Origin of the sequence: Dyella caseinilytica (assembly GCF_016865235.1) — a bacterium.
Taxonomy (GTDB): Bacteria; Pseudomonadota; Gammaproteobacteria; order Xanthomonadales; family Rhodanobacteraceae; genus Dyella_B; species Dyella_B caseinilytica.
Genome location: NZ_CP064030.1, coordinates 2,747,585 through 2,767,511, shown reverse-complemented (window position 1 = coordinate 2,767,511; position 19,927 = coordinate 2,747,585). Strand labels below are relative to the sequence as shown.

The following is a 19,927-nucleotide window of genomic DNA, read 5'->3' as shown; positions in this document are numbered from 1 at the left end:
ACAGGCAAGAAGTGGGCGCGGGACCTTTATTTCAGCCGTATCGACAGCTGTGTGACAGGCGCCGGATTGGCAAAGGCACGTGAGGCCGTGTTGCTTGCCCTGCGCTGACGCTCTGCGCTTTCCGTAACACCTGAATGACCAACCGTATGGTTTTGTCTTCGTTCTGTCACATAACATCCATCTAACGGTAAACCTCCCGCCCGATGATGCGCCCAACCCACCGGTGACCCTCCAGGGGAAATCTAGAGACGCCGGTGGATTCATCAATAAAGCGGAGACAATTACATGCGTTCCAAGATGCTCACGGTGGCCATCGCTGCCGGTTTGGGCTTGACCAGCGTTACCGCTGTGTCTGCTCAGACGTCCCAAAAAGTGACCGTCAGCGCCGCCGAACTGGCGCAGATGAAGGCCGAGATCGCGGCACTGGAGCAGAAGGTTCAGGATTTGGAGTCGCAGTCTCAGGCGCAGACGCAGGCTCAGCAGCAGACCGCGCAGAGCGTGCAGGCTACCCAGGCTCAGGTGGCAGCGACGCAGGCGCAGGTACAGCAGGCTGCTCAGCAGGTTGCATCCAAGAGTGGTGACACCTTCGGCGGCCTCGGCGGCGTGAAGTGGACCCTCGGTGGCTTCCTGGCGGCCGAATCGGTGTATCGCTCACGTGATACGGGCGATGACATCAACAGCAAGTTCTCCAACATTCCGTTCCCGGGTGGCACGAGCACGGCGCCGATCAACACCGGCAGCGGTGCTACCACCACCTATCCGGTCACCAACGCTCGTAATGACCAGTGGCTGGAAAGCTCGCGTCAGAGCCGTCTGTCGATCAAGGCAGAGGCCGACATCAACGATGTTACGCACGTGACCGGCTACTACGAGATGGACTTCCTCGGTGGCGCCCAGACGGCGAACATGAACGAGAGCAACTCGTATAACCCGCGCGTCCGTCAGTTGTGGACGAACCTGGATTGGGACACCTACGGCCTGCATTTCCTGGCTGGTCAGGCATGGTCGCTGCTGACTCTGGAAAGCACGGGTATCACCCCCGGCAAGGAAGTGCTGCCGCCCACCATCGACGCACAGTACAACGCCGGCTTTACGTGGGCTCGTCAGACCCAGCTTCGCATCGTGAAGGATTGGAACAAGCAGTGGTGGTTGGCGCTGTCGTTGGAAAATCCGCAGACGGCCGGCATCGGCTCGGTGGCGGGTGCAGGCACCAAGGGCTATGCAACGTCGACGGCTACGATCCAGGCGGGCAATACCTATGACACCCTCAACACGGTGTCGTTGAACGATATTCCGGACATCATCGTGAAGGCTGCGGCTGATCCGGGTTGGGGTCACTACGAACTGTTCGGCATTTCGCGTGAATTCACCACGCGCGTGACGCCGACCACCGCCGCCGGCGGTCCGGAAGCCACCACCAATCAGACTGCGCATGGCAGTGGCTTCGGTATCGGCATGTTGCTGCCGCTGGTTCCGAAGGTCCTGGACCTGCAGATTTCGGGCATGAGCGGCAAGGGCATTGGCCGTTACGGTTCGGCTCAGCTGAACGACATCACCTACACGCCGAGCGGCTCGCCGCATCCGCTGAAGGAAAACATGGCGCTCGGTACGCTGACGTGGCATGCCTCCGACGCCTTCGATCTGTACGTGGAAGGTGGTCGTGAGCAGGAAGACAGCTACCTGACCTCCGGCGCGAATGGCCTGCCGTTCGGTTATGGTTCGCCGCTGCTCGGCTACAACAACAGCGATTGCTTGATCTACGGCGCGCCCAGCGATTGCACTGGCCAGACCCGCCAGATCTCCGAGCAGTCGATCGGCTTCTGGTGGAAGTTCTACCAGGGTAAGTTCGGTCGCGTGCAGTTCGGTACGCAGTTCTCGCATGCTTCGCGTCAGCTGTTCACCGACAGCAAGGGCAATGCTCCGAGCACTTCGGACAACATGTTCTTCACCAGCTTGCGTTACTACCCGTTCTGATCGGCGAGAAACGAATAGCTGCAACAGTTATCGCAACGGAGTTCGACCCAAGGATGGAAAAAACGGCGGGCAAAGGCCCGCCGTTTGCTTTTTGCGTGATCGCCTTCGAAAAGACATCAACGTGAATGGCGGCCATGTTGTGCATTCATGTTCGAACGCATGTTGACTTGCAGCGCAGCATCGCGATCCGATAGCTTTACGCCATGTTGTCGTGCAACCGCACTCGATCATTACTGCGCACGCTCTGCGCATTCATCGCACTCTTGCTGATGAATGGCGGTGCGGTCGTCAGTACACATGTTCGCGCAGGTGCCTTATTGCACGGCGTAGCGCAACGCACCTTGCTTGCCAATGCTGCAAGCAGCGACAGTGCGTTGCAGACAGTGGCCGATGATGCGTCCGGCAGCCGTAACGTCCTCGCTGACGACAACGATGCCGACGATGAGCCGGCACTGCTTCTCCCCTTACGTGTTTCGTTGGACTATGTCCTCTGTGCTGTGCCTTTAAGCGCCAGTGCTGCTTCTTATCCTGCACCGATCACTTCGTTGCTGCGGCCTCCAAACCTCGCGTGATGCGTGTGGCGGCATGCTTGCCGCCGTTTTCCTGCGCAACCGATAAGCGCATCGGCCTACGTCCGACGCGTGGCATGTCCGCGCGCTGCCGCTATCGCGTCACTTATTCGAACGGTGGTGATGACCACCGCGATCTATTGCACCGTGAGGTTTTTTTATGAAGCGTTTGATCCAGGGTTTCGAACACTTTCGTCATCAGGTTTTTCCGCATCAGCGCGACCTGTTCAAAAAGCTGGCCGCCGGTCAGAGCCCGGGCACCATGTTCATCACCTGCGCCGATTCGCGCGTCATGCCCGAATTGATGTTCAACGCGCAGCCTGGCGAGCTTTTCGTTTATCGCAACATCGGTAACATCGTGCCGCCCTACGCACAGCACGTAAGCGGAGTGGTGGCCGCGATCGAATACGCTGTGCGGGTGCTCAAGGTGCAGCACATCGTCATCTGCGGCCATTCCGACTGCGGCGCCATGAAGGCGCTGCGCAAACCGGAACTGATGCGTGACATGCCGTCCGTCGCGGCGTGGCTCAGGCATGCCGATGTGGCCCGTTATGTGGTGGAACAGAGCGCATCCAAGCTGTCGGACGATGAATGCTTGAGCTGCCTGACGCGCGAGAACGTGGTCGGACAGCTTGAGCATCTGCGCACGTTGCCAGCGGTCGCGGCAGCCATGGCGAGCGGCAGCCTATGCATTCATGGCTGGGTTTACGACATCGCCCATGCGCAGATTGAAGCGTTCGATGCGCGGCGAGGGCATTTTGTCGCGCTCAGGCACGGTATGGACAACTTGCCCGAAGCGACGCCGCACATGCGTTTTGCCACAGTGTCGGCGGCCTGAGGAGCGTGTCGTGATACGAGGATATGTTTCGCAAGGATTGTTCGGCCGTGATCTGCTCGGCTCGATCGTGGTGTTTCTGGTGGCGTTGCCGCTGTGCATGGGTATTGCCATTGCATCGGGTATGCCGCCAGCGGCAGGTTTGATCACCGGCATCGTCGGTGGCGTGGTAGTGGGGGCGATCGCTGGATCGCCCCTCCAGGTCAGCGGCCCCGCTGCTGGCTTGGCGGTGCTGGTATTTGAACTGGTACGCGAATACGGCGTTGCTGCATTGGGGCCGGTTGTACTTCTCGCTGGCTTGATTCAGGTCCTTGCCGGTCTGGGACGGGTAGGTGTGTGGTTTCGCATGGTGTCGCCTGCCGTGGTGGCAGGCATGTTGTCGGGCATCGGTATTCTGATTGTCGCCTCGCAGTTGCACGTGTTGATGGATGCGATTCCCAAGGCACGGGGATTGGAAAACTTTGCTGCGTTGCCGGGTGCCACGATGGATGCGATAAGTGGAGAGGGCGGCAGCATGGCGGCGCTAGCGGTGGGTGTTGTAACGATGGCGATTATGCTGGGGTGGGACAAACTGCGTCCGCAGTCATTGCGATTTGTCCCCGGTGCATTGCTGGCCGTGGTGGTCGTTACCGCGACGGTGCAGTGGTTTGGTGTGGGCGTGAAGAAAGTGGACGTGCCTTCGAACCTGTTTGCGGCTGTTTCGTTGCCTACATGGGACAGTCTGGCGGCCTTGTCGCAACCGTCTCTGCTGGTGGCGGCGCTGACCTTTGCGTTGATCGCCAGTGCGGAGACACTGCTTTCGGCCGCTGCAGTCGATCGCATGCACAACGGCGCACGGACCCAGTACGATCGCGAACTGACCGCGCAAGGTGTGGGCAACGTGCTTTGCGGCATGCTGGGTGCGTTGCCCATGACCGGGGTTATCGTGCGCAGCGCTGCCAACGTGCAGGCCGGCTCAGCGACACGCATGGCGACGATCCTGCATGGCGGTTGGTTGCTGGTGTTTGCGATGCTGCTTCCGTGGCTGATGCGCATGACACCCATCGCCTGTCTGGCCGGTATCCTGGTCTACACCGGTATCAAGATGGTGAACATCAGGCAGATAAACAGCCTCGCCGCGTATGGACGCGGTACGGCGCTGATCTATCTGGTCACCACGCTCGCTATTGTTGCCACGGATCTGTTGACGGGCGTGTTGATTGGATTTGCGATGTCATTGCTGCGATTGGCGGTGCAGTCATCACGGCTCCAGGTGGATCTGGGGAAACATGATGAACCGGGTACCGTGTTGCTGCAGCTTGATGGTTCGGCCACTTTCCTGAAGGTGCCTGCACTGGCACGTACGCTTGAACGCGTACCACCAAACACGCGTTTGATGCTGGAAGTGGACCGCCTTAATCATGTCGATCAGGCATGTCTGGAACTACTCGCCGATTGGGGACGCAATGCTCCGACTCGCGGCTGTGAGCTGGTGGTGGATTGGAATGCCTTGCATCGGCGTGTAGAGGGGTTGCGCAAGGCGGCGTAGCTGCTCGCCAGGATGTTTCAATGCCCGTCGCCCCGGCTTGCGCTGTGGCGACGGTGCTGCGATGACTCACTACGCCGGAGTTTTGTCCTTGTATCGGCAAAGATCCCGAATCACGCACTGCGGACAATCCGGCTTGCGAGCCTTGCACACATAGCGTCCATGCAGGATGAGCCAATGATGTGCGTCCTGCTTGAACTCCGGAGGCACCACTTTTTCGAGCTTGTCTTCGACAGCACGCACGTCTTTACCCGGCGCAAGGCCGGTACGATTGGAAACGCGGAAGATATGCGTGTCCACCGCCATGGTGGGATGCCCGAACGCCGTATTAAGCACTACATTCGCGGTTTTGCGTCCGACGCCGGGCAAGGCTTCCAGCGCTTCGCGGTTATCCGGCACTTCGCTGCTGTACTGCTCGACTAGGATCTTGCATAGCGCGATGACGTTCTTGGCCTTGGCGTTGAACAAGCCAATGGTGCTGATATAGCGCTTGAGCTTCTCCTCGCCAAGATCGAGGATGGCCTGTGGCGTGTTGGCAACAGGATAAAGTTTGCGCGTGGCCTTGTTTACGCCAACATCCGTGGCTTGCGCCGAAAGCACCACCGCCACGAGCAGTTCGAACGGTGTGGTGTAGACCAGTTCGGTGGTGGGGTGCGGATTGAGTTCGCGCAGCCGCGTGAACAGTTCGACCACATCGGCTTTCTTCACGCTTTGGGCTCCTGCTTTTTGGCTTTGGCGCGTGTCAGCGCATCCAACACACTTTGGCTGGCGCTATCTACGTGTGCCTTGCGCGATGCCAGCTCCGCTTCGCGTTGAGCTTGCTGTACCGCAAGGCGCGCTTCGCGACGCTGGAAGTGCTGACGCGCGATATCCGCGTGATCTTGATCGTTTGCCTGCATCAGCGGCATTGGTTCCAGCACGATGCAGTCAACCGGGCAGGCTGGTATACAGCGTTCGCAGCCGGTGCAATCGTCTGCGATCACCGTGTGCATCAGTTTGTTGGCGCCGACGATGGCATCGACCGGGCATACCTGGATGCATTTGGTGCAGCCGATGCAATCGGCTTCGATGATGCGTGCCAGCGTGCGCGGCTTTTCGACACCGTTTTCCGGGTTCAGCGGCAGCGGTGCGCGGCCAAGCAGGGCAGCGAGTTTGGCGATACCTTCGCTGCCTCCAGGTGGACATTGGTTGATCTCTGCCACGCCGCTGGCAACCGCCTCTGCGTAAGGACGACAGCCGTGGTAGCCGCATTGCTCGCACTGCGTCTGCGGCAGCAAGGCATCAATGCGATCGGTGAGCGAAGGGGTCACGGCGATTTGCTTTTTTCCCTCTCCCTTTCGGGGAGAGGGCCGGGGTGACGGGCCACTCTTGCCATGAGCTTTAAAGTCGCCTCAAACATATCAGTCGCAATCGTTAATCTTTAAAATCTGCGGCGAGGGTGGCCCCTCACCCCAACCCTCTCCCCGAAGGGGAGAGGGAGTAAGGATGTCAGCGCACTGTAGCGCCGGGCTTTGCTCCTTGATCGGCGTCCAGCAGGAACAGATCGCTGCCACCGTCGCCGGCAGAAAGGATCATGCCTTCGGACAGGCCGAAGCGCATCTTGCGCGGTGCCAGGTTGGCGATGAACACCACGTTGCGGCCGATCAGCTTTTCCGGTTCGCCATAAGCCGCGCGGATACCGGAGAAGATTTGACGCTTACCCAGCGGACCGGCATCCAGTTCGAACCGCAGCAATTTGTCCGAGCCGTCGATGAATTCGCAGGCCAGCACCTTGCCCACACGCAGGTCGAGTTTGGCGAAATCGTCGATAGTAATGACGGCGGCGTCTTGCGGTGTGGCAGTGTTATCGGTCATCGGCTTGCTGTCTTTTTTGGCGGGTTTCTTGTTGGTGCTTTCGGGCTCCGGTGTGGCGCCCAGTGATTCCTTCGAGGCCTCAACCATCGCTTCGATGCGCTTGGGATCGATGCGCGAGAGCAGGGGCTCGAAAGCTTGAATGGTGTGGTTGTGCAAGGTGGCGCAGGCCGAATCGAAGTCGGCAATCGGCGCGGCCAGGAAGTGTTCGGCCGCTTCCACCGTCGCCGGCAGCACTGGCTTCAGCAGGCCCGCCAGCAAACGGAAGGCCGCCAGCGAGAACGAACAGACTTGATGCAGCTCTTCGCGCTGATCTTCGTTCTTGGCCATTACCCATGGCGCCTTGGCCGCGATGTGGCCGTTGACCAGATCGGCGATCAGCACGAAACGGCGCATCGCTTCGGCGAACTCGCCGCTTTCATACAGCGCAGGCACGCCTTCGTAGTGGGAGATCAGCACGCGCCACAGCTCGTTCTGCTCTTCGGAGAATTGCGGCGCCAGGCGCCCGTCGAAGAACTTGTGCACGAAACCTGCGGTACGGCTGGCGATATTCACCCATTTGCCGATCAGGTGCGAGTTGACGCGTTCTTCAAACGCTTTCAGATCCAGATCTACATCGACCGGCGTGTCACTCAGCATCGTGGCGAAGTAATAGCGCAGGAATTCCGGATGCAGTCCGGCATCCAGATAGGTCCGTGCCTGGATGAAGGTGCCGCGCGACTTGGACATCTTCGCGCCATTCACCGTGAGATAGCCGTTGACGTGTAGCGCCGTCGGCGTGCGGAGCTTCGCGCCGTGCAGCATGGCCGGCCAGAACAGGCCGTGGAAGTTGATGATGTCCTTGCCGATGAAGTGATGCATTTCGGCATCGCTGTCCGATGCGAGGAAATCGTCGAACTTCAAGCTGGTGCGGTTGCACAGGTTGAGAAAGCTGGCGAGGTAGCCGACCGGTGCATCCAGCCACACGTAGAAGAACTTGCCGGGTGCGTCGGGAATCGGAAAACCGAAGTAGGGCGCATCGCGCGAGATATCCCAATCCTTCAGGCCGCCATCCAGCCATTCTTTCAGTTTGGCCACCACGCCGGCGTTGGCCACCGGCGCGCCGTTAGTCAGCTTGCCGCCGAACCAGTCGCGCAACAGTGTTTCGAACTTGCCCAGTTCGAAGAAGTAATGCTCCGAATCGCGCAGCACGGGCGTGACGCCGGACATCACCGAATACGGGTTGATCAGATCGGTCGGCGCATAGGTGGCACCGCAGTTTTCGCAGTTGTCGCCGTACTGATCCGGCGTGCCACATTTCGGGCAGGTGCCCTTGATGTAGCGGTCCGGCAGGAACATTTGCTTGTCCGGGTCGAACAGCTGCTGGATGCTGCGCTTGGCGATGTAGCCGCTGTCACGCAGACGCGTGTAGATCAGCGATGCCAGTTCGCGGTTCTCTTCCGAGTGCGTGGTGTAGTAGTTGTCGTAGCTGAAATGGAAGTCGGCAAAGTCCGCTTCATGGCTGGCACGGATACCGTCGATGAAGGCTTCCGGAGACAGGCCCGCTTTTTCAGCGGCCAGCATGATCGGCGTGCCGTGGGCATCGTCCGCCGCCACGAAATAAACCTCGCTGCCCATCATTCGCTGCGCGCGGACCCAGATGTCGGTCTGGATGTAGCCCAGCAGATGGCCCAAGTGTAGATGGCCATTGGCATAGGGCAGGGCGTGGGTAACGAGAAGGCGTCGGCTCATGGGCGGCATCGGCTCGGGTGGGCCGTGCATTATGGCACGCAGCGTCGACTGTACTTCGCGTTGACTGGGAGCGATGAACCGTTTGCACGTTTATGCACGTTTGTATATATTTATACACATTGTGGCTGAGACGGGCAACGTGTGAAAATGACTTCTGATCCCGTCGCTGCCAGCGGCGGCGCAGCTTCGCTCCTCGCCGCGCGGCGGGCGACGCGGCTGATCTTTCTGGTTTCCGGCATAGCCATGTCGACCTGGGCGCCGATGGTGCCGTACGTCAAGGTGCGTCTTGGACTGGACGATGCGCAGTTAGGCGCGGCACTCCTGGCGTTCGGGGGCGGTTCGATGCTGTCGATGCCGTTCGTGGGGTGGCTGGCGCACCGGCTCGGCAACCGCACGGTGATCATGTCGGCTGGACTGCTGATGTGTCTGGCGTTGCCGGTGCTCGCGCAGGTGTCCAGCGTCGCGATGCTGGTCGGCACTTTGCTCTATTTCGGGGTGATGCTGGGCGCGGTGGACGTGGCCATGAACGCCTATGCCGTCGAAGTGGAGCGCAGAAGCGGCGATCGCCTGATGTCCGGTTTTCATGGGCTTTTCAGCGTGGGCGGTCTGTCGGGAGCGGCCTTGCTGAGCGCCTTGCTGGCGCTTGGGCTGGCGTTGCCTGGCGCTGCCATTATGGTCGCGATCATGCTGGCGTTGACCGTACTTTGGCTGCGCAACGGTTTACACGACAATGTCTCTGCGACCGACGTGGATATCGGGGAGAGAAGCCGGCTCGGTATGCCGCACACGCGCGCCTGGTTGCTGGGCCTGATGTGCTTCGTCAGCTTCATGGCGGAGGGGGCGATGCTGGATTGGAGCGCCGTATTCCTGCGTGATGTGCGTGGTGTTGCATCGACATCGGCCGGTTTCGGTTACGCCTGTTTTTCGGTGGCGATGGCGGCGGGACGTTTTTCCGGCGACCGGTTGATCGCACGTCACGGGCCGGCGTGGGCCGTGCGTGTGGGCGCTGGTCTTGCGGTCGCGGGTTTTCTTCTGGTGGCCAGCGTGCCGCTGACGGCGGCGGCATTGCTCGGCTTCGTGCTGATTGGCTTGGGCGCTTCCAATATTGTGCCGGTCATGTTCAGTGCGGCTGGGCGTCTGTCCGGCACGCCACCGGCGGTGTCGATCGCCACCGCGACCACCTTGGGTTATGTAGGCTTGCTGAGTGGTCCGGCTTTGATCGGTTTCGTAGCGCATGCCAGCAGCTTGTCCGTCGCGTTCGTCGCGGTGGCCGGACTGCTGGTGCTGGTGGGTTTGTCGGCGAGGATGGTGCGGTGACGGGCAAACGTATCGATACAGTGATTTTTGATCTTGGGAACGTGCTGATCGGTTGGGATCCGCGGCGCCTGTACCGTCAATTGATTGAAGACGAAGCGCAGATGGAATGGTTCCTGCGCGAAGTCTGCAACAGCGAATGGAACGAGCAGCAGGATGCAGGGCGTCCGTGGGCCGAAGCCACGGCGCTCCTGCGCGCACGTTTTCCTGAGCATGCCGGGTTGATCGATGCCTATCATCTGCGTTGGAAGGAAACCCTGCTCGGCCCGATCGAAGGCAGCGTTGCGTTGTTGTCGGAGCTGAAGGCGCGCGGTGTGCGTCTGTTGGCGCTCACCAACTGGTCGCAGGAGACATTTCCCGTTGCGCGGCAGCTTTATCCATTCCTGCAATGGTTCGAAGGTATCGTGGTGTCCGGCGAGGAACGCCTGGTGAAACCCGATCCGCGAATCTACCAGCTGCTACTGAAACGCTATTCGGTCGATCCTGCCACGGCGCTTTATATCGACGATTCCGCGCGTAACGTGGCGGCGGCCGAAATGCTGGGTATGCATGGCTGGTGGTTCCGCGATCCCGTTGGTTTGCGCGAGCGCCTGGTGGAACTCGGCTTGCTCGAAAGTGGAACGCGAGTGATGAGTCATGGCTAAGCCCTCACCTTCAAACGATGATCGCAATGCGCTCCCGCAGGAGCGTCAACAGCGGATTCTCGCGCGGCTGCGCAGCGAAGGACGCGTCGTGGCGGTCGAGCTGGCTGAGGCGTTCGAAGTATCGGAGGATTCCATCCGGCGCGATCTGCGTGAACTTGCAGCGCAGGGCTTGTGCAAACGCGTTTATGGCGGCGCGCTGTTGCCGGCGATCACGCTCACGCCACTCAAACAGCGGCGCACCGAGCATCCGCTGCGCAAGCAGGCGCTTGCACGCGAGGCCGTGAGCCTGGTGAAGCCGGGACAGACACTGCTGATCGATGCAGGCACCACCAATGTCGCCATTGCAGCAGCGCTGCCAGTCGGTGCGGGCCTCAGCGTGATCACCAACGCGCCGCATATCGCGCAATTGCTGTTGGACCGTGAGGATTTCGAAGTGCTGCTGGTCGGTGGACGCATCAATCCTTCCATCGGCGGTGTCATCGGCGCGCAGGCGGTGGAGCAGGTTAGAAGGCTGCGCGCGGACCTTTGTTTTCCCGGTGCCTGCGCCATCGATGCCGCACACGGCCTATGGGGTTTTGACAGCGAGGAGGCGTTATTCAAGCGCGCGATGATCGAAGCCAGTGACGAAACCGTGGTCGTGGCCACCGACGACAAGCTGGGGGCGGTGGCTGCTTATCAGGTGGTTGAATTGACGCGCGTCCAGCATCTGGTGGTCGAGCACTCGGCAGACCGCGCCACGCGCGCGGCTTTCTCTACGCATGGTGTCATGGTGCATCGGGCGGAAGCGGTATCGGGTTGACACCTTGTGAGTGCTGACGATCGATGGCGATACGCCATTTCCAGACGATCAGTGCGAATGCGCTTACTGGCAGCCAGATCCAAAGCAGTTCCGACCCGATCACCGTCCAGGCCTGTGCGCTGAAGAAGCGCATGCCGATGGGGGACACGTGGATGGGATGCCAGGGAAAGAAATAGCGCTGCTCGCTCAGTGGCCAGGCAATGGCGACACCCAGACCGCCGTCTGTAAGCATGTCCAGCAATGGATGCGATAACGCGGCCATGCCGACAAAGGCGAAGGCGCGCGCAGCGTTGGTACGAAGATGTTTGTGCAACAGGGCGGCCAACACGGCCATGCCGATGCCAAACAAAAGGGAATGTATCGCCCCGCGATGCCCGAGCGCGGCGGCATAGGGTATGCCAAGGCGGAAGCTCAAAACATCTATATCAGGCAAGACTGCGGCAACGGTACCTGCCAGTAACAGCGATCGGCTTATGCGATTTTTGCCGGCAGCAATGCCGGGCAGCAAAGGAGCGACAGCGTGGGTGAAAAGCGTGGGCATGGTGACTCCGTCCTTGGAGTCACAAGCATGCGCCCATCAACGTCATCGCACATGGCTTGTTGATGGCGCGAGGCTGGCCAATTACGGGCTGGTGATGTTGAGCGTCACCGGTCCGGCCAGTTCGGTATAGCCGTTGTCGTAGCAGTACCACACGCTGTAAGTGCCAGGAGCGAGACTGGAGGTGTCGAATGTCACCGTGCCGCTGCCATTCGGAGCTACCTGCCAGGTAGCGGAAGAGCCATTGCCTGGACTGCTTCCTGCAGCATAGATACCGATCCAATTGGTGCTATTGAGCTTGCTGGCTGGTGTGGCGTAGTTGAAATAGACGTACGTGCCCTGGGTGACGCTCGGCATGGTGCTGGTGAGCGTCGGCGTGGTGATGGCGGTTGTAGCCACGAAGGCGTCGTTGACCGGCTGCGCGTACTGGTCGTTGTGGGTAAGCGGTGCGATACCCAGCGCATTTTCGACCGTGCGGCCGGTGCTGTAGTGGTTATAGCTGGCGTTGCTGATGTAGCCCGACTGCACCGTGCCTGGCGAGCCGATCAGGATGGTGGCGAGATGGTTGCCGGTTTCGGTGGACGACTCATCCCAGGTCAGCACGATCAGCGACTTCTGCTGCGTCCACGCCGGCGAATTCATGATGGGTTGCAGCGTCTGCTGCAGCCAGCCGTTCTGCACCTGCAGGCTCTTGGACGAACCATTGCCGGATGCTTCGCCGTCGTAATAGTCATCCGCGGCGATCCACGCGAAGTTAGGCGTGGTGGAGGCCGATTGCAGATCGGTGGTCAGCTGTGTGGTGTCAAACAGATGCGCGGCACAACGAGTGGCGTTTTGTGCGACGTCGGTGAAATTGATGAATGGCGCGTCGTCCGGTTCGTAGTAACTGTCGTTGTTGTTGCTGGTATTGCAGGGCGTGCCCATGCCTTGTTCGTAGGCCTTCCAGGTCTTGCCGGCGGCTTCCAGTTCGTCGCCGATGTTCTGCGCGGTGACCTTGATGTTCGGATAATAGATGGCACCCTGCACGAAGGTGTTGCCGCCTGCGATGGCGAGGTAGTTTTCATCGCTGGGGTGATAGACGCCACTGTAGTTATCCAGCAGCGTGCCCTGATTGGCCAGGCTGTTGATGAAGGGCGCATCGGTGGTGTCGCCGATCACCTGACTGTAATCGGTGTTTTCCATCATCACTACGAACACGTGATCGAAGGCTGGCACGCTGGAAGCGGGAGCCTGCAGCGTCGACGCGGTGACTGGCGTGGACAGCGTCAGCGAAAGATTGTCGGCGTAACCGATATTGTAGGAAGCGCCCGTGTCGGTGAACTGCAGCAGCACCGAGATCGAGCGCGTGCCGACCGGCACATTGCCGCTGGCGGACTGCGCAACGAAGCCACTCTCGCTACTGCGTGCCGATGCATTCACGCCAGACAGTTGCGCAGGCGTGCCAAGCGGTTGGCCGTTGGCATTGAGGAAGGTAGCTGTGACTACCGCTTGGCCGTTGTAGACGGTGTAGCCGCCCAGCCAGCCGGACAGGTTATAGGTGACATTGCCGCCATCGATGGCCGATGCCGCGCTCGCAACATTGACATTCTGCTGCAGGGCGGAGTCGCCGTAAGGACCGTCCGCGATAAATGCGTTACCGCCCGAACCGCCGCTCGGCAGGTTGAAGCTGCCGATCGAATAGCAAACGATGGATGGGCTGCCTTGTGTCACCGTCCAGCCCGGCACGGTATTCACGGCTGACCAATCGGTGGTGCACGTTCCGGATTCGCCGTCGCCATCGACCAGCAAGTTGCTGCTGTTGCTGGCCAGTGCCGAAGTCGAAAACAAGCCGCCAAGACAAGCAGCCGCCAAAGTTCCAAGCAGGATCGATCCACGCTTTGCGCGCATATGCACACTCCCTCCGCCCCAGGTGGGTGATTGAATGCGCGAGACATTGCAGGGGAGTGATTGCTACATCGCGACGATCAGATGACAGCGCGGGCTTTTTCTGTGAAGAGCGTGATGACGTGCGTGATGAAGTTGTGAAGCTCGGATGTTCGGATTTTCTTAAGAGGTGCTGCAGCTACCTCACTGTCATTCCGGCCTTGGCCGGAATGACAGTGAGGTGGTTTTGAAGTTCTTGGCAAACTCAGTCGCTCACACAAAAACAATTACTGCTGGCGAATCCACGTCTGACTGCGACCGATCAGCGAGAAACCCACATAGCCGCGCACATCGAGCTTCTGTCCGTGATCGGCCATGCTCAGCTTGACCTTGTAGACCGTGCCGCTCTTCGGATCGAGGATCTTGCCGCCGTCCCACACATCGCCGTCCGCGTGAACGCCCCACATGATGGTCATCCCTTCGATGGGTTGATCTTTCTTGTCGCCATCGCATTTCTTGCAAACCGGGTGCGGGCCGTCTTCGGAGATCAGCACCTGCAGCACCTTGGCTTGCAGTTCGTCATTGTTGCTGGTGATCTGGATGATCGATTTCACCTTGCCCGTTTCGTCGTCGACCTGCTGCCAGGTACCCACCGGGGTGTCGTTGGCGGCCCAGGCCACCGCGGAGCCGAATAGCAGGCACGCGGCGATGGCAAATCGAGGCAGGCTCGCTTTGGACAGATAAGTCATCGTGAAACACTCCCTACGTTGGCGTATGGGGAGCCTGCCCAGCCCCCAGGGGAGGGTCAAGCTGCATTGCGCAAACCATCGCCCGGGCGGCGGGCGGGATGACCAAGCTGGCATAATTACCAATCCCGACAGCCATTCCATCCCCATGACGCAGGCCAATGAAGCCCTGGTACGCCGAATTCTCGGCGACCTTATCGATTCCCATACCGGCGCTCCGCTAGCCGATGCCGTTCGTGCTGTAGGCGTGGACGGCGCCAGGGTGTCGGTAGATATCCAGCTCGGTTATCCAGCAGCGGGGGCGAGCGAACCGTTGGCTGCGAAGGCAAAGCAGGCGCTGGAGGCTGATCCGGCGATCGATTCCGCGGCCATTTCCATCAGCAGCCGTGTCCATGCGCATAAGGTGCAAGGCACGCTGGCGCCGTTAGGCAACGTGAAGAACATCATCGCGGTAGCTTCCGGCAAGGGTGGGGTGGGCAAGTCCACCGTATCGGCCAATCTGGCGCTGGCGCTGGCCGCGGAAGGCGCGAAAGTCGGCATCCTGGACGCGGATATCTACGGTCCCAGCCAGCCGCGCATGCTGGGTATCCAGGGCAAGCCGGAATCACCCGACGGTAAAAGCATCACCCCGATGACCGCGCACGGCCTGCAGGCGATGTCGATCGGTTTCCTGGTGGACGAGGAAACACCCATGATCTGGCGTGGCCCGATGGTCACCCAAGCCATGATGCAGCTGCTCAACGACACGCGTTGGGACATGCTCGATTACCTGATCATCGACCTGCCGCCGGGTACCGGTGACATCCAGCTCACGCTGTCGCAGAAAGTGCCGGTGGCGGGCGCGGTGATCGTCACCACGCCGCAGGACATCGCGCTGCTGGATGCGCGCAAGGCGCTCAAGATGTTCGAGAAAGTGGAAGTGCCAGTGCTCGGCATCGTCGAGAACATGGCCACGCACGTCTGCACGAACTGCGGGCACGAGGAACATATCTTTGGTGCTGGCGGCGGCGAGCGTATGGCTGAGCAGTATCACGTGCCGTACCTGGGCTCCTTGCCACTGGATATCCGTATTCGTGAGCAGGCGGACGGCGGCCTGCCTACGGTGGCGGCGATACCGGATTCGGATCTCGCCGCGCGCTATCGCGATATTGCTCGCAACACCGCAGGCCGGCTTTCACGCCAGCCGCGTAACAAGTCGCTGGGCCTGGGCAAGATCGTGGTGCAGGGTACGCCCGGGGCATGAGTGTGGCGCGGCGGGTGCTGTGTCTAAGCGGCAGTTTGCGCAGGGTGTCATCCAATACCTCCACACTGATGGCGGCGCAGCAGCTGGCGCCGATGGGATTGGTACTCACCTTGTACGATGGCCTCGGCACCTTGCCGCTGTTCAATCCCGACGACGAAAGCGAAAACGTGCCGGATGCGGTCCAGGTGCTGCGTGATGCTGTCGGGCGCAGCGATGCGCTGTTGATTGCTTGCCCCGAGTACGCCCACGGCGTGCCTGGTGCGTTCAAGAATCTGCTGGATTGGCTGGTCGGGAGTCTCGAATTTCCTGGCAAGCCCGTATTGCTGCTCAACACCTCGGCGCGTGGTTCGCATCATGCGCAGGATGCGTTGTGCGAAATCCTGCGCACCATGTCGGCGCGGCTGCTGTCACCGGAGCCGTTTGGCGTGGCGTTGCCGGGTTCGGGGTGCAGTGTGGCGCAGATCCTTGCGAGTCCAGAGCGTTGTGTGGCGTTGAATACGGCATTGGCTTGTCTTGATGCGGGCCTGGATCACTGCGGCGGGCTGGCATCCTGAACTTCCATTCAGGAACTTGTCTCTGATGACAGGCGCCTCGGCTGCCGGCAGTCACATGCCGGAATCGCTGCCGTCAGTCAAACCTGGATATGGCAAAGATGCCCGCCAACCATGTATTTTTAACCCTTTGCGTCCGGGGGAGCCTGGCGCACAGCCTGGAGCACCGGAGTCCGCGTGAGCATCAAATCCGATAAGTGGATCCGCCGTATGGCGGAGCAGCAAGGCATGATCGAGCCGTATGAGCCTGGCCAGATCAAGCTGCGCGATGGCAACAGACTCATTTCCTATGGCACCTCCAGCTACGGCTACGACGTTCGTTGCGCGCGCGAATTCAAGATCTTCACCAATATCAATTCCACCATCGTCGATCCGAAGGCCTTCGACCCGTCCAGCTTTGTGGACGTGGAAGCGGATATCTGCATCATCCCGCCCAATTCCTTCGCGTTGGCCCGCACGGTGGAATACTTCCGCATACCTCGTCAGGTACTTACCGTGTGCCTGGGCAAGAGCACTTATGCCCGCTGCGGCATCATCGTGAACGTCACGCCGCTGGAGCCGGAGTGGGAAGGCCACGTGACGCTGGAGTTCTCCAACACCACGCCGCTGCCCGCCAAGATTTATGCCAACGAAGGCGTGGCGCAGATGCTGTTTTTCGAATCCGACGAGGAATGCGAGACCAGCTACAAGGACCGCGGCGGCAAGTACCAGGGCCAGCAAGGCGTGACCTTGCCGCGGACCTGAACGCCCGATTCCGTTACCTCATCCACCCTTGCGGGGCGGCGCTACACTTCGCTGGCCTCACCGAAACAGTTGCAGGAGATCCACATGATCCGTTTTTCCACGTTGCCGAGCCGCGGCGCCGCCGTGCTCCTGATCGGCAGCCTGCTGGTGCTTGGCGGTTGCCATCGCGGCGCATCCAAGGACGACACGGTCCCCACTGCGCAGACGCAGAGTCAGTTCGATATGACGATGAAGGCGTACAAGAGCGGTCAGTTCCTGATCGACGGCGCCGTGCTGTCCGCGCTGGACGCTGGCAGCCATTTCGCCTATCTGAAAGAAACCGGCAAGCTGCCCAAGACGGTGCTGCTGCTGCCCAGTGACGATTCCAAGATCCGCAAGCAGCACCTGGAGTACATGGCGCGCCTGCAGCTCGATTACGGTTTCGTCGCGTATTACGACGACGGTGGCAAGCTCGCGCGTATCAACCCGGTCGAAACCAAGGCTCGTGTGTTGGAGGATTATCATGCCCCCGCTGCGGCGCCCAGCAGCGACAGTGCCAAGGATGCCAGCGGCAACGCTTACGGCGGTGGTGGCGGTGGAGATTCCTCGCAGCAGGGCGGCCATTAATCCAAGCGTTTTGCAGCCAAACAAACGCCCGCTTTGTGCGGGCGTTTTGTTTTAGGACTTGGCCCTGAGCTTTGCTCCTCACCAAACAGCGCGCTTCATTCTTCTTTGCTGTTCGATATGCAGCTCACCTAATGAAGCTCTATTTTTCCGGAATGACGTCCGGACAAGATGGGGCTCAAATCAGGAAATATTCTTAGCCAGGTGATGTTGCAGCAGTGCAATACGCGATTTCAGTTCGTCATCCGTATAAGGCTGTGCCGGACTGTGACCCCATACCGGTCCAGGCCATGCGGCATCACCTTCCCTGCGTGCGATTACATGCACATGCAATTGGCGAACGATATTGCCCAATGCGCCGATATTGAGCTTGTCGCAAGGCGCAACATCACGCAGCGCGACGGCTACCTGGTTGATCTCCTGCCACAATTCCCGCTGCGCGCTGTCGGGCAGGTCAATGATTTCGATCAAGCCATTGCGACGCGGTACCAGGATCAGCCATCCATAGCGTGCGTCGTTCATCAGCAACACTTCGCATAACGGCAGCGAGGCCACGTGGTGTGTGTCGGCCTGTAGGCGCGCATCCAGATTGAAGTCGATCGTTCTCATGCCTTGTCCAGATATTTCTCGAAAAACGCCAACGTGCGCTGCCAGGCCAGTTTCGCGCTGGCTTCGTGATAGTGATGCGGATCGATATCACGATTGAACGCATGCCCCGCGCCCGCGTAGTTGTACACCTCCATCTGCGGCAGCATCTGGCGATGTTTCGCCACGGTTTCCGGCGGAATGGACGCATCGGTATCGCCAAAATGGAACATGACCGGTGCCTTGGGTGCTTCACCAAGGAACGGCACATTGCGTGCGCCGTAGTAACTCACTGATGGCAATCCAAGGCGAATGGCGGAAAGCAGGGCAATCGTGCCGCCCCAGCAATAGCCCACGGTGCCGATTTTTCCGGCAGAGGCAATGGCTTCCGCTGCACTGGCAACATCCTCCACGGCACGATCCAGGCCGAGTTCCATCACCAACTGGCGGCCGCGTTGCATGCCCGCATCGGTGTAATCCAGTTCCACGCCAGTTTCCAGACGATCGAAGAACGCTGGGGCGACTGCGGTATAGCCGGCTGCAGCGAAGCGATCCGCCACACTGCGCACATGCGCATTGACGCCGAATATTTCCTGGATCACGACAATGCCACCCTTGGGTTTGCTGGCGGGTTCGGCCAGATAGGCGCTGATGCATTGCGTGCCGCTGGTTGGAAGATTGATATGCTTGCCCATGACTGAATATCCGGTTCAGGGTGTTCCCAGAGTTTAAACGCTGCACGTCGAGCTGACGTTTTTCCCTGCAAACCGGTCTTGTTCGGTATCGATCTATGAACCTGATGGAAAACCATGGCCGCTGAAGTCCTTGCCCCTGATTCGACTGCGTTTCCTGCGCAACAACAGCTTGAGGCCTATAACGCGCGCGATATCGATGCATTCATGGCGTGCTGGGCAGAGGATTGCGAATACTACGAGTTTCCTTCGCGCTTGCTGGCGCGTGGTGCCGCGCAGATCCGCGAGCGACATGTGATGCGCTTCCAGGAGCCTAATCTGTTCGGCAAGCTTCTTCATCGCAGTGTGGTTGGCAACATCGTTGTCGATCACGAAGAAGTGACGCGGACCTTTCCGGAAGGTCCTGGAAGCATCGACGTACTTGCCATCTACGAGATCGTCGACGGCAAGATTGCCAAAGCCTGGTTCAAGATGGGCGTGCCAAGGCTGTCAAACAGGCGGGAAGCAGCTACGTAGGGAGAGGCTAGCTCAGGCGTTATTCCGATGAACGGCAACGTCGTGCAAATTGATTTACTTCGCCTGTTCGAGCGCCACATCCTGGGTGTAAAAGTGGCGTCATTGAAGACGGCGCAAAATGCCAGCCAAGTGATCGCAGCGTTACTATCGCTCATGGACTTCATCGCACCTCGGAGGCTCAAATGAAGAGAGTTACCGGTATCGGAGGAATCTTCTTCAACGCGAACGACCCCGTCGCACTGCGCGCTTGGTACAAGCAGCATCTGGGCATTGACGTCCAGGCATGGGGAGGTGCGGCGTTCACGTGGTCCGACGCATCGGGCAATCCGACAAAGGGAACCACCGCGTGGTCTATCGGCGCCGCTGATGGCGGGCACTTCGCGCCAAGCAAATCCACCTTCATGGTCAACTATCGCGTTCAAGACCTGGCCTCTTTACTTCAAGCGCTTCGGGACGAAGGATGTAACGTCCTGGAGAAGACAGACGATTCGGAGTACGGGAAGTTTGGTTGGGTTATGGATCCAGAGGGCAACAAGGTCGAACTCTGGCAGCCACCGCCGGGGCTGTGAGTTCTGTACCTGAATCCAGATTCCGATACCTGACC

The 19,927-nt window shown here is 59.9% G+C and carries 22 protein-coding genes; 14 read left to right on the top strand and 8 right to left on the bottom strand.

The features are described from left to right. Positions 1-285 precede the first annotated feature (285 nt). The 4 genes from ISN74_RS11940 to ISN74_RS11925 all read left to right on the top strand — a co-directional run bounded on the left by ISN74_RS11940 (position 286) and on the right by ISN74_RS11925 (position 4,906). A complete protein-coding gene (locus ISN74_RS11940) occupies positions 286-1,974 on the top strand; it encodes a hypothetical protein (protein ID WP_188800927.1) in 1,689 nt (562 codons plus the stop codon). 203 nt (positions 1,975-2,177) lie between these two features. After that, positions 2,178-2,546: a hypothetical protein gene (locus tag ISN74_RS11935; RefSeq protein ID WP_188800926.1), complete on the top strand. Its 369-nt coding sequence runs from the start codon at positions 2,178-2,180 to the stop codon at positions 2,544-2,546. A 157-nt stretch (positions 2,547-2,703) separates the two neighbouring features. Continuing rightward, entirely contained in the window at positions 2,704-3,381 is a 678-nt protein-coding gene (locus ISN74_RS11930) for a carbonic anhydrase (protein ID WP_188800925.1), read from the top strand. A gap of 10 nt (positions 3,382-3,391) precedes the next feature. Beyond that, the gene (locus tag ISN74_RS11925) at positions 3,392-4,906 is read left to right on the top strand and encodes a SulP family inorganic anion transporter (RefSeq protein WP_229679394.1); all 1,515 of its coding nucleotides are present in this window, start codon (positions 3,392-3,394) and stop codon (positions 4,904-4,906) included. A gap of 69 nt (positions 4,907-4,975) precedes the next feature. Here ISN74_RS11925 and nth read toward each other — a convergent pair whose 3' ends face one another. From nth to metG, 3 genes are all read right to left on the bottom strand, one after another. Continuing rightward, positions 4,976-5,611 carry an endonuclease III gene (gene nth / locus ISN74_RS11920; RefSeq protein ID WP_188800924.1) on the bottom strand — a complete coding sequence of 212 codons (636 nt, stop codon included), beginning with the start codon at positions 5,609-5,611 and terminating at the stop codon, positions 4,976-4,978. After that, positions 5,608-6,213 carry an RnfABCDGE type electron transport complex subunit B gene (locus ISN74_RS11915; RefSeq protein ID WP_229679393.1) on the bottom strand — a complete coding sequence of 202 codons (606 nt, stop codon included), beginning with the start codon at positions 6,211-6,213 and terminating at the stop codon, positions 5,608-5,610. The genes nth and ISN74_RS11915 overlap by 4 nt, the downstream gene beginning before the upstream one ends. Positions 6,214-6,391: 178 nt before the next feature. After that, positions 6,392-8,485 carry a methionine--tRNA ligase gene (metG, locus tag ISN74_RS11910; protein WP_188800923.1) on the bottom strand — a complete coding sequence of 698 codons (2,094 nt, stop codon included), beginning with the start codon at positions 8,483-8,485 and terminating at the stop codon, positions 6,392-6,394. Positions 8,486-8,632: 147 nt separating this feature from the next. Here metG and ISN74_RS11905 point away from each other — a divergent pair, with 147 nt between their 5' ends. From ISN74_RS11905 to ISN74_RS11895, 3 genes are read left to right on the top strand one after another with little or no spacing between them, the layout of a single operon-like run. Continuing rightward, positions 8,633-9,802 (top strand): MFS transporter, encoded by a 1,170-nt coding sequence (locus tag ISN74_RS11905; RefSeq protein WP_188800922.1) that lies wholly within the window; start codon positions 8,633-8,635, stop codon positions 9,800-9,802. Then, positions 9,799-10,443, top strand: coding sequence for an HAD family hydrolase (locus ISN74_RS11900; RefSeq protein WP_188800921.1), 645 nt, complete (start codon positions 9,799-9,801; stop codon positions 10,441-10,443). The genes ISN74_RS11905 and ISN74_RS11900 overlap by 4 nt, the downstream gene beginning before the upstream one ends. After that, positions 10,436-11,242 (top strand): DeoR/GlpR family DNA-binding transcription regulator, encoded by an 807-nt coding sequence (locus ISN74_RS11895; RefSeq protein WP_188800919.1) that lies wholly within the window; start codon positions 10,436-10,438, stop codon positions 11,240-11,242. Before ISN74_RS11900 ends, ISN74_RS11895 begins: the two co-directional genes overlap by 8 nt. On the opposite strand, the gene ISN74_RS11890 is transcribed toward ISN74_RS11895, so the two are convergent. The 3 genes from ISN74_RS11890 to ISN74_RS11880 all read right to left on the bottom strand — a co-directional run bounded on the left by ISN74_RS11890 (position 11,208) and on the right by ISN74_RS11880 (position 14,392). Then, positions 11,208-11,783 (bottom strand): metal-dependent hydrolase, encoded by a 576-nt coding sequence (locus ISN74_RS11890; RefSeq protein ID WP_188800917.1) that lies wholly within the window; start codon positions 11,781-11,783, stop codon positions 11,208-11,210. The genes ISN74_RS11895 and ISN74_RS11890 overlap by 35 nt on opposite strands. 81 nt (positions 11,784-11,864) lie before the next feature. Further along, entirely contained in the window at positions 11,865-13,667 is a 1,803-nt protein-coding gene (locus ISN74_RS11885; RefSeq protein WP_188800915.1) for an alkaline phosphatase family protein, read from the bottom strand. A 263-nt stretch (positions 13,668-13,930) separates the two neighbouring features. Then, positions 13,931-14,392: a DUF2147 domain-containing protein gene (locus ISN74_RS11880; RefSeq protein ID WP_188800913.1), complete on the bottom strand. Its 462-nt coding sequence runs from the start codon at positions 14,390-14,392 to the stop codon at positions 13,931-13,933. Between the two features lie 145 nt (positions 14,393-14,537). On the opposite strand from ISN74_RS11880, the gene apbC reads away from it, so the two are divergent. The 4 genes from apbC (at position 14,538) to ISN74_RS11860 (ending at position 17,533) form a co-directional block, all read left to right on the top strand. Further along, the gene (gene apbC / locus ISN74_RS11875; protein WP_188800912.1) at positions 14,538-15,632 is read left to right on the top strand and encodes an iron-sulfur cluster carrier protein ApbC; all 1,095 of its coding nucleotides are present in this window, start codon (positions 14,538-14,540) and stop codon (positions 15,630-15,632) included. After that, positions 15,629-16,186 (top strand): NADPH-dependent FMN reductase, encoded by a 558-nt coding sequence (locus ISN74_RS11870; protein WP_188800910.1) that lies wholly within the window; start codon positions 15,629-15,631, stop codon positions 16,184-16,186. Before apbC ends, ISN74_RS11870 begins: the two co-directional genes overlap by 4 nt. Before the next feature lie 174 nt (positions 16,187-16,360). Next, positions 16,361-16,927: a dCTP deaminase gene (gene dcd, locus ISN74_RS11865; RefSeq protein WP_188800908.1), complete on the top strand. Its 567-nt coding sequence runs from the start codon at positions 16,361-16,363 to the stop codon at positions 16,925-16,927. An 84-nt stretch (positions 16,928-17,011) separates the two neighbouring features. After that, on the top strand, positions 17,012-17,533 hold the full coding sequence (locus ISN74_RS11860) for a hypothetical protein (RefSeq protein WP_188800906.1): 522 nt from the start codon (positions 17,012-17,014) through the stop codon (positions 17,531-17,533). Between the two features lie 180 nt (positions 17,534-17,713). On the opposite strand, the gene ISN74_RS11855 is transcribed toward ISN74_RS11860, so the two are convergent. Together ISN74_RS11855 and ISN74_RS11850 are read right to left on the bottom strand one after the other, a co-directional pair. Further along, positions 17,714-18,139, bottom strand: coding sequence for an HIT domain-containing protein (locus ISN74_RS11855; RefSeq protein WP_188800904.1), 426 nt, complete (start codon positions 18,137-18,139; stop codon positions 17,714-17,716). Then, positions 18,136-18,810 (bottom strand): dienelactone hydrolase family protein, encoded by a 675-nt coding sequence (locus ISN74_RS11850; protein ID WP_188800902.1) that lies wholly within the window; start codon positions 18,808-18,810, stop codon positions 18,136-18,138. The genes ISN74_RS11855 and ISN74_RS11850 overlap by 4 nt, the downstream gene beginning before the upstream one ends. A 114-nt stretch (positions 18,811-18,924) precedes the next feature. Here ISN74_RS11850 and ISN74_RS11845 point away from each other — a divergent pair, with 114 nt between their 5' ends. Genes ISN74_RS11845 through ISN74_RS11835 form a run of 3 tightly spaced genes read left to right on the top strand, consistent with a single transcriptional unit; the run spans position 18,925 to position 19,892 of the window. Next, the gene (locus tag ISN74_RS11845) at positions 18,925-19,323 is read left to right on the top strand and encodes a nuclear transport factor 2 family protein (RefSeq protein WP_188800901.1); all 399 of its coding nucleotides are present in this window, start codon (positions 18,925-18,927) and stop codon (positions 19,321-19,323) included. Positions 19,324-19,350: 27 nt separating this feature from the next. Further along, the gene (locus ISN74_RS11840) at positions 19,351-19,509 is read left to right on the top strand and encodes a hypothetical protein (RefSeq protein ID WP_188800899.1); all 159 of its coding nucleotides are present in this window, start codon (positions 19,351-19,353) and stop codon (positions 19,507-19,509) included. After that, the gene (locus tag ISN74_RS11835) at positions 19,506-19,892 is read left to right on the top strand and encodes a VOC family protein (RefSeq protein WP_188800897.1); all 387 of its coding nucleotides are present in this window, start codon (positions 19,506-19,508) and stop codon (positions 19,890-19,892) included. Before ISN74_RS11840 ends, ISN74_RS11835 begins: the two co-directional genes overlap by 4 nt. The last annotated feature ends 35 nt before the right edge of the window (positions 19,893-19,927 follow it).